At 70.1% G+C, this 8,589-nt stretch carries 6 protein-coding genes; 1 reads left to right on the top strand and 5 read right to left on the bottom strand.

Annotated features, from left to right (window positions below; translation table 11 throughout):
• Positions 1–605: 605 nt before the first annotated feature.
• The 5 genes from AQI94_RS08025 to AQI94_RS08005 all read right to left on the bottom strand — a co-directional run bounded on the left by AQI94_RS08025 (position 606) and on the right by AQI94_RS08005 (position 7,609).
• A complete protein-coding gene (locus AQI94_RS08025; protein WP_003992906.1) occupies positions 606–785 on the bottom strand; it encodes a DUF6104 family protein in 180 nt (59 codons plus the stop codon).
• A gap of 90 nt (positions 786–875) precedes the next feature.
• Positions 876–4,673 (bottom strand): multifunctional oxoglutarate decarboxylase/oxoglutarate dehydrogenase thiamine pyrophosphate-binding subunit/dihydrolipoyllysine-residue succinyltransferase subunit, encoded by a 3,798-nt coding sequence (locus AQI94_RS08020; RefSeq protein WP_062229653.1) that lies wholly within the window; start codon positions 4,671–4,673, stop codon positions 876–878.
• A gap of 294 nt (positions 4,674–4,967) precedes the next feature.
• Complete coding sequence (locus tag AQI94_RS08015) at positions 4,968–6,074, bottom strand: HAMP domain-containing sensor histidine kinase (RefSeq protein WP_031038663.1); 1,107 nt, start codon at positions 6,072–6,074, stop codon at positions 4,968–4,970.
• Positions 6,071–6,808 (bottom strand): response regulator transcription factor, encoded by a 738-nt coding sequence (locus AQI94_RS08010; RefSeq protein ID WP_031038660.1) that lies wholly within the window; start codon positions 6,806–6,808, stop codon positions 6,071–6,073. Before AQI94_RS08010 ends, AQI94_RS08015 begins: the two co-directional genes overlap by 4 nt.
• A 123-nt stretch (positions 6,809–6,931) precedes the next feature.
• Positions 6,932–7,609 (bottom strand): spermine/spermidine synthase domain-containing protein, encoded by a 678-nt coding sequence (locus AQI94_RS08005; protein WP_031038658.1) that lies wholly within the window; start codon positions 7,607–7,609, stop codon positions 6,932–6,934.
• A gap of 151 nt (positions 7,610–7,760) precedes the next feature.
• Between AQI94_RS08005 and AQI94_RS08000 the strand changes: the two genes are divergently transcribed.
• Positions 7,761–8,564, top strand: a complete 804-nt coding sequence (locus tag AQI94_RS08000; RefSeq protein ID WP_391270151.1) for a rhomboid-like protein — start codon at positions 7,761–7,763, stop codon at positions 8,562–8,564.
• Positions 8,565–8,589 lie beyond the last annotated feature (25 nt).

Raw genomic sequence — 8,589 nt, 5'->3', positions numbered from 1 at the left:
ACTCCCGTGACGGGCCTGCGCGCCCGCGGCTGCCCTGCACTCCCGCGATGGGCTCGTGCGCCCGCGGTTGGCCCGCACTCCCGCGATGGGCCCGGCGCGGCTGCGACTGACCGGGACGTCTGCGATGGGCCCGCGCTAGCGGCTCCCGCACGCCTGCGGCTGCCCCGGACTCCCGTGACGGGCCTGCGCGCCCGCGGCTGCCCTGCACTCCCGCGATGGGCTCGTGCGCCCGCGGTTGGCCCGCACTCCCGCGATGGGCCCGCACGCCTGAGACTGCGCTCGGACGTCTGCGATGGCCCGCGCACCTGTGGCTGTCCCGCGCTCCCGCGATGGGCCTGCACCCTCGCGGCTGTCCGGGACGCCCGTGACGGGCCCGCGCGCTCGCGGCTGTCCCGCACGCCCGTGACGCGCCTGCACGCCCGCAGCTGCCCCGCACTCCCGCGACCGCCCCGTACCCTCGCGAAGGACCCGCACTCCCGCAACCGCCCCGCCCGCGGCTGCCCCGGACGCCCCCGCGACGGACCCGCACCCCCAGCCCCGAAGCATCGGCACAAACGAAACGCGGGGCACCTCAGGGGCGCCCCGCGGACAGGGATGCGTCCGGCTTACTCGTCGTCCTCGTCGTCCAGCCGGGCGAGCCACGTGGCCAGTCGCTCCACCGGCACCTCGAAGTCGGGGTTGAGGTCCACGAACGTCCGCAGCTGCTCGGCGAGCCACTCGAAGGTGACTTCCTCCTCGCCGCGCCGCTTCTCCAATTCCTCGATGCCACGGTCCGTGAAGTACATGGCTCAAGGATAAGTGCGCCGAAACGGCCGGGCCGCACCCCTCCGAAGAGGGGTGCGGCCCGGTCACTCACGTACTGCCCGCCGGAGCGGTTACGCCTCGAACACCTCACGCACGAGCTGCTCCTGCTCCGCCTGGTGCCGCTTGGCGGAACCGACGGCCGGGGAGGAGCTGTGCGGGCGGGAGATCCGCCGCAGCCGTTCGCCGTGCGGGATGTCCGCGCCGACCGCCAGGTCCAGGTGGTCGATCAGGTTGAGGGCGATGAAGGGCCACGCGCCCTGGTTCGCCGGCTCCTCCTGGGCCCACAGGTACTTCTCGGCGTTCGGGTACTTGGCGATCTCCGCCTGGAGCTCGGTGCCCGGCAGCGGGTACAGGCGCTCGATGCGGATGATCGCCGTGTCCGTGATGCCGCGCTTCTGACGCTCGGCCTCAAGGTCGTAGTACAGCTTGCCCGCCACGAAGACGACCTTGCGGACCGCGGCGGCGTCCACCGTGGCGTCGCCGATGACCGGGCGGAACTGGCCCGACGTGAACTCCTCCGTCTTCGACGCGGCGGCCTTCAGGCGCAGCATCGACTTCGGGGTGAAGACGACCAGCGGCTTGTGGTGCGGGTTGTGCACCTGCCACCGCAGGAGGTGGAAGTAGTTCGACGGCAGGGTCGGCATCGCGACCGTCATGTTGTTCTGGGCGCAGAGCTGGAGGAAGCGCTCCACGCGCGCGGACGAGTGGTCCGGGCCCTGGCCCTCGTAGCCGTGCGGCAACAACAACGTCACACCCGACGTCTGGCCCCACTTCTGCTCCGCCGCCGAGATGTACTCGTCGACGATCGTCTGCGCGCCGTTGACGAAGTCACCGAACTGCGCCTCCCAGAGCACGAGCGCGTCGGGGCGGGCCAGCGAGTAGCCGTACTCGAAGCCCATGACCGCGTACTCGGACAGCAGGGAGTTGTAGACGTTGTAGCGGGCCTGCTCCTCGTTGAGGTACTGGAGCGGGGTGTGCTCCTCGCCCGTCTCCCGGTCGATGAGGACCGCGTGGCGCTGGCCGAAGGTGCCGCGCTGGGAGTCCTGACCGGACAGGCGGACCGGGGTGCCCTCCAGGAGGAGGGAGCCGACGGCGAGCGTCTCGCCCATGCCCCAGTCGATCGTGCCGTCCTCGACCATCGACGCCCGGCGCTGCAGCTGCGGCAGCAGACGCGGGTGGACGTGGAAGGTGTCGGGGATGTTGACCTGGGACTCGGCGATCCGCTTCACGACCTCCGCGGAGATCGCGGTGTTCACGGCGACCGGGAACTCGGCCTGCGGGTCGGAGACGGGACCGGCGGCCGGCTGGGCCGTGACGGCCTCGCGGACCTCGGTGAAGACCTTCTCCAGCTGGCCCTGGTAGTCCTGCAGCGCCTGCTCGGCCTCTTCCAGGGTGATGTCGCCGCGACCGATGAGGGACTCGGTGTACAGCTTGCGCACCGAGCGCTTCTTGTCGATCAGGTCGTACATCAGGGGCTGGGTGAAGGCCGGGTTGTCCGACTCGTTGTGACCGCGGCGGCGGTAGCAGATGAGGTCGATCACCACGTCCTTGTTGAACGCCTGGCGGAACTCGAAGGCCAGCCGCGCGACGCGGACCACGGCCTCCGGGTCGTCGCCGTTCACGTGGAAGATCGGGGCCTCGATCATGCGGGCCACGTCGGTGGCGTACATGGAGGAGCGCGAGGACTCGGGCGCCGCCGTGAAGCCGACCTGGTTGTTGATGACGATGTGGACCGTGCCGCCGGTGCGGTAACCCCGCAGCTGCGACATGTTCAGGGTCTCGGCCACCACGCCCTGGCCCGCGAAGGCCGCGTCACCGTGCAGGGCGACCGGCAGGACCGTGAAGTCCGTGCCGCCCTTGTTGATGATGTCCTGCTTGGCGCGGACGATGCCCTCGATGACCGGGTCGACCGTCTCCAGGTGGGAGGGGTTCGCGGCCAGCGAGACCTTGATCTGCTCGCCGTCCAGGCCGGTGAAGGTGCCCTGGGCGCCCAGGTGGTACTTGACGTCGCCGGAGCCGTGCATCGACTTCGGGTCGAGGTTGCCCTCGAACTCGCGGAAGATCTGCGCGTACGACTTGCCGACGATGTTCGCCAGGACGTTCAGGCGGCCGCGGTGGGCCATGCCGATGACGACCTCGTCCAGGCGCGACTCGGCGGCCGAGTCGAGGACCGCGTCGAGCAGCGGGATGACGGACTCGCCGCCCTCCAGGGAGAAGCGCTTCTGGCCGACGTACTTCGTCTGCAGGAAGGTCTCGAAGGCCTCCGCCGCGTTCAGGCGGCGCAGGATGCGCAGCTGCTCCTCGCGCTCCGGCTTGGTGTGCGAGCGCTCGATGCGGTCCTGGATCCACCGGCGCTGCTTCGGGTCCTGGATGTGCATGAACTCGACGCCGGTGGTGCGGCAGTACGAGTCGCGCAGCACGCCGAGGATGTCGCGCAGCTTCATCAGGGACTTGCCGGCGAAACCGCCGACCGCGAACTCCCGCTCCAGGTCCCACAGGGTGAGGCCGTGCTCGGTGATGTCCAGGTCGGGGTGCTTGCGCTGGCGGTACTCCAGCGGGTCGGTGTCGGCCATGACGTGGCCGCGGACCCGGTAGGAGTGGATCAGCTCGAAGACGCGGGCGGCCTTGGTGACGTCGTCGTCGTGGCTGGCGTCGATGTCCTTGAGCCAGCGGACCGGCTCGTAGGGGATGCGCAGCGCCTCGAAGATCTCGTCGTAGAAGCCGTTCTCGCCGAGGAGGTAGTTGGCGACGACGCGCAGGAACTCGCCGGAGGCGGCGCCCTGGATGACCCGGTGGTCGTAGGTCGACGTGAGCGTCATGACCTTCGAGATGCCGAGCTTGTTCAGGGTGTCCTGGGAGGTGCCCTGGAACTCCGCCGGGTAGTCCATGGAGCCGACGCCCATGATGACCGACTGGCCGGGCATCAGGCGCGGGACCGAGTGGACCGTACCGAGGCCGCCCGGGTTCGTCAGGGAGACCGTGACGCCCGAGAAGTCGTCCATCGTCAGCTTGCCGTCACGGGCGCGGCGGACGATGTCCTCGTAGGCCTGCCAGAACTCGAAGAAGTTCAGCGTCTCGGCCTTCTTGATGCCCGCGACGACCAGCTGGCGGTCGCCGTTGGGCTTCACCAGGTCGATGGCGAGGCCGAAGTTGACGTGCTGCGGCTTGACGAGGGTGGGCTTCCCGTCCTTCTCCGCGTAGTGCCAGTTCATCGACGGCATGGCCTTGATGGCCTGCACCATCGCGTACCCGATGAGGTGCGTGAAGGAGATCTTCCCGCCGCGGGCGCGCTTGAGGTGGTTGTTGATGACGATGCGGTTGTCGAAGAGCAGCTTCACCGGGACCGCGCGCACGGACGTGGCCGTGGGCAGCTCCAGGGAGGCGTTCATGTTCTTCGCGACCGCGGCGGCGGGGCCGCGCAGGGTCACCAGCTCGGGGCCCTCCGCGGAGGCACCCTCGGCGGCCGTCTTGGCGGCGGGCTTCGCGGCAGCCGGCTTGGCGGCCGGAGCGGCCTGAGCCGGAGCGGCCTTGGCCGGGGCCGCGGCGGCGGGCTTCGCGGCCGGAGCAGCGGCCGGGGCCGGGGCGGGAGCCTGGGCCGGGGCGCTGGGCGCCGCGGCGGCAGCCGGAGCTGTGGTGGTCTCCGCGGCCCCCGCGGCCGCGGTACCCGCCGCAGCCGGAGCGGCGGCCCCCGACTTGTAGTCGGCGAAGAAGTCCCACCAGGCACGGTCTACCGAATTCGGGTCCTGGAGGTACTGCTGATAGATCTCGTCGACGAGCCACTCGTTCGGGCCGAACGCGGCAGCGGGATTCTTGCCCGCTTGGTCTGCGTCGGTCGAGATGCTCGAGTTACTGGGGGACTGTGGCGACACGGCGGCAACCGCCCTCTTCCGCTTCTCACAAGGTGATGGACAGCGGGAATAAAGGCTACGCCCCCAAGACGGTGAAGGTCAGGCCGGGCCGGTCCATCGTCGTGTAAGTCACATCAAACAGCGAGTTTCGGGGGTTGAAATGGCGGGAAACAAGCGTGGTTCCGGTACGTGAATCCGCACGAGGCAAGCGCCGAGCGGGGCCCTGCGCGACTGCGGCGCGGCCCTCTGCCTGATCACACGTGTCCGTCAGTGCCGGACACAGATGGATCTTGCGGCTCCGCTTCGAACTTTACGTCAACTTGGCAGAGAGGGAAGTCCCGGAAGGGTGACAAGAATCCTGCAGCCCCGCTCGGATTCGGCCACTCCGATCCGGCCGCCGTGCAGATCCACCGCCCAGCGGGCGATCGCCAGCCCGAGCCCGGTGCCGCCGTCACTGCCCGGACCGTGCGGCCGCATGACCTGACCGCGGTTGAACCGCTCGAAGACGCGATGCCACTCCGAGCGCGGAATGCCGGGGCCCTCGTCGAGGACCTCCAGTTCGAGCGACTCGGGCAGCGCCCCGCGCCGCGCCTTGACCGTCACCCGTCCGTGCGCCGGGCTGTGCTTGACCGCGTTGTCGATCAGGTTGGCCACGACCTGGTGGATGCGCTCGGGATCGGCGTGCGCGGTCAGCTCCGGCGGCGACACGTCGAGGTGCAGATGGACGTCGTTGCGGGTGTGGCTGCCGGATCCGGAGGCGATGCCCGCGCGTGCCGTGGCGACCATGTTGGCCTCCTTCAGCACGCCCGAGAGATACGGCCACACCTCGAACCGGCGCTTCTTCAGCGGTACGACGCCGTTGTCGAGGCGGGACAGGTCCAGCAGCGTCTCCACCAGCCGGCCGAGCCGCTCGGTCTGCTTCAGGGCCGTGCGCATGGTCTCGGGGTCCGCCTGGGTGACCCCGTCGACGATGTTCTCCAGCACGGCACGCAGGCCCGCGATGGGCGTGCGCAGCTCGTGGGAGACATTTGCCACAAGTTCCTTGCGCTGGCGTTCCTGGGCCTCCAGGTCGTCCGCCATGCGGTTGATCGTCTGGGCCAGGTCGCCCAGCTCGTCCCGCCGGTTCTCGCGGACCCGGCGGGTGTAGTCGCCGTGCGAGATGGACCGGGCTACCGCGTTCATGTCGTCCAGGGGCGCGGTGAGCGAATGCGCCACGAACTGCGTAATGAGCAGTGTGGCGATCATCGAGAAGACCGTGATGAAGCGCAGCTCGGTCGCCGTGCGCATCGCGATCATCATCAGCCCGGTGGTGATGAGGACCGCGATGACGACCAGGACACCCAGCTTCGTCTTGATCGAGAACGGGCTCACGCCACCCCAGGGTTCCTTGGGGCTTCTCCGGCCGGCCGCACCCTCGCTCATGGCGTCGGCGTCTCCAGGGCGTAGCCCACGCCGTGCACCGTGCGGATCCGCTCGGCACCGATCTTCCGGCGCAGTGCCTTGATGTGGCTGTCGACCGTGCGGGTGCCGGAGGCGTCCGCCCAGTCCCACACCTCGGCCAGCAGCTGCTCACGGGAGAGCACCGCGCGCGGGGTGTTCGCCAGGCACACGAGCAGGTCGAACTCGGTCGGAGTGAGGTGGACGTCCTCGCTCCGCACCCGTACCCGGCGCTGCGCGTGGTCGATCTCCAGCTCGCCGAGCCGCAGGATGCCGCTTCTGGGCGTCGCGGCGGCCAGGGCGGCCCGCTCGACCCGCCGCAGCAGGACGTGCACGCGCGCGGCCAGCTCGCGCATCGAGAACGGCTTGGTCATGTAGTCGTCGGCGCCGACGCCGAGCCCGACCAGCATGTCGGTCTCGTCGTCCCGCGCGGTGAGCATCATCACCGGCACCGGACGGGCGGCCTGCACACGGCGGCAGACCTCCAGACCGTCGAAGCCGGGCAGCATGATGTCGAGGATCAGCAGGTCCGGCTGCCAGGCCTCGGCCGTGTCGACCGCGGACGGACCGTCGACCGCCGTTTGCACGAGGAATCCCTCGGCGCGCAGGCGGGTCGCGATGGCGTCGACGATCGTCGGATCGTCCTCGACGACCAGGACCCGGCGCTGAGCGCCGGGGGTGGCCGTCGAACCGTTGTGGGAGGTGTGTGTCTGCTCCATCGCCCGCCCCTGGGGAGTGCTTTCCGGAACCATGTGGGGTGATTCCTTGTCTGCGCATGACTGCGATTGACGCTTGAATGATCGGCGTAGGGAAGCAGAGTACGGGGAGTCATCACCCCTTTGCTATCCAGGTCGGACGGCAAGGTGCACGACGTCCGGTACGCCCCGGGCAACGGGGATCTCCTCGGTACGTACCTGCTGGAACCCGGCATTTGCTAGGGATTGCTCAAATTCCGCAGAGGGTCTCGCCGACCACACGGCCAGGACACCGCCCGGCTTCAACACCCTTGCGCAGCTTGTGAGTCCGGTACGCGCGTAGAGGCCGTGGTTGCCGTCCGTGACCGTCCAGTCGGGTCCGTTGTCGATGTCGAGGCACAGCGCGTCAAAAGTGGCGCATGTCTCATTGACGAATCCGACTAGATCCGTTTCCACAATGTTCGTCCGGGGATCGGCGAGCGCCCGCGCCGAGAGGGCCGACAGCGGGCCCGCGCGGTGCCAGTCGATGATCGCGGGTTCCCGCTCGACGACCGTGATCCGGCCCCACCGCGGGTTTCCGGCCGCGTGTGCGAGCGAGAAGCCGACGCCGAGCCCGCCGATGAGGACGTGCGGACCCGGCCGGTCGTCGAGCGCGCCGAGCGCGGCGTCGACGAGCATCCGCTCCGAGCGTCCGTCGGAGGTGTCCATCAGGAAGCAGCCGTTGGCGATGATCTGGAGCAACCCGCCGTGGCGCCGCAGGACGACCTCTCCGTACGGGCCCTCGCGACGGTCCAGGACTTCGGGAATGTCGTACGAGGTGGGCACCGGCCCATCCTGGCAGCCGCGGCGCCCGGGCCGGGGGTCCTTGAGAAGTCCCTGTGAATCGGGGCAGGCGTGGCGCAGGTCACAGACAGGGGGTGGGTGGGGCGCGAAGGGTGGGGCGGGACGGAAGGAGCAGCTCACCTTGGAACGGACCGTGCCCCCAGCTCCTTCCGACGCGCCCGCCCCGGAAGCACCGGCCCCGGCCACCTGCTTTGCGGATACGTCCGGGCTGCTCGACGGGATGCCCCGGCAGCGGGACCGGGGCGCGGCGAACGCCCCCGGGGCACCGCTGACACCGCCGGCAACGGCCGCTCCGGACACGGGATTTCGCCTCCCCCGGCTGCTGCGGCTGCTCCCCACCCCTGCCGGGACACCGTTCACCTTCGGCTACGGCGCTGTCCTGGCCCTCGTCTCCCTGGTCGCCGCGCATCTGGACCCCGGCGTCGTGCACACCCTGCACCAGGGCTCCAGCACCGATGTCGCGCACCTCCTGCGCACGCCCGTCCTGGTGCTGGTGGCCAGCGCGCTGTGGATCGCGGGCGGGATCCTCTCGCCGTACGCCCTCGCCCTGCTGTTCGTCCTCACCGCGCTGGAGCGCCGGATCGGTGGCGTGCGCACGGCCGGTGTCTTCCTGCTCGGGCACATCGGCGCGACCCTCGCGACGGAGGTCCCCATCGGCCTCGCGGTGCTGGCCGGGCAGTTGCCCGCCAGTTCGCTGCACCGCCTCGACTACGGCGTCAGCTTCGGCGTGGCCGCGAGCCTCGGCGCGCTGGCGGGGCTGCTGCGCCCGTGGTTGCGCTGGCCGCTGCTCGCCCTGTTCGGCTGGGCGCTGGTCACCGACCTGATCGCGTTCACCGATCCGCTGACCGACTGGGGTCATCCGATCGCCCTGGCGATCGGCGTCGCGACCTGGCCGCTGGTGCGGCGCCGGCACCGGCGGCTCGTCGCAGCCGGCTAGGCCACCGCCGACCCGGCGGTCCCGT

It is taken from the genome of Streptomyces pseudovenezuelae (assembly GCF_001513955.1).
Lineage (GTDB): Bacteria > Actinomycetota > Actinomycetes > Streptomycetales > Streptomycetaceae > Streptomyces > Streptomyces pseudovenezuelae.
The sequence above is the reverse complement of the archived record's forward strand: the minus strand, read 5'-3'. Positions and strand labels throughout refer to the sequence as shown.

What these genes read in the sequence shown, in the direction of transcription:
- AQI94_RS08010 (WP_031038660.1), bottom strand. Translation starts at nt 6,808, where the DNA reads ATGGAGCAGACACACACCTCCCACAACGGTTCGACGGCCACCCCCGGC.
- AQI94_RS08025 (WP_003992906.1), bottom strand. Translation starts at nt 785, where the DNA reads ATGTACTTCACGGACCGTGGCATCGAGGAATTGGAGAAGCGGCGCGGC.
- AQI94_RS08015 (WP_031038663.1), bottom strand. Translation starts at nt 6,074, where the DNA reads ATGAGCGAGGGTGCGGCCGGCCGGAGAAGCCCCAAGGAACCCTGGGGT.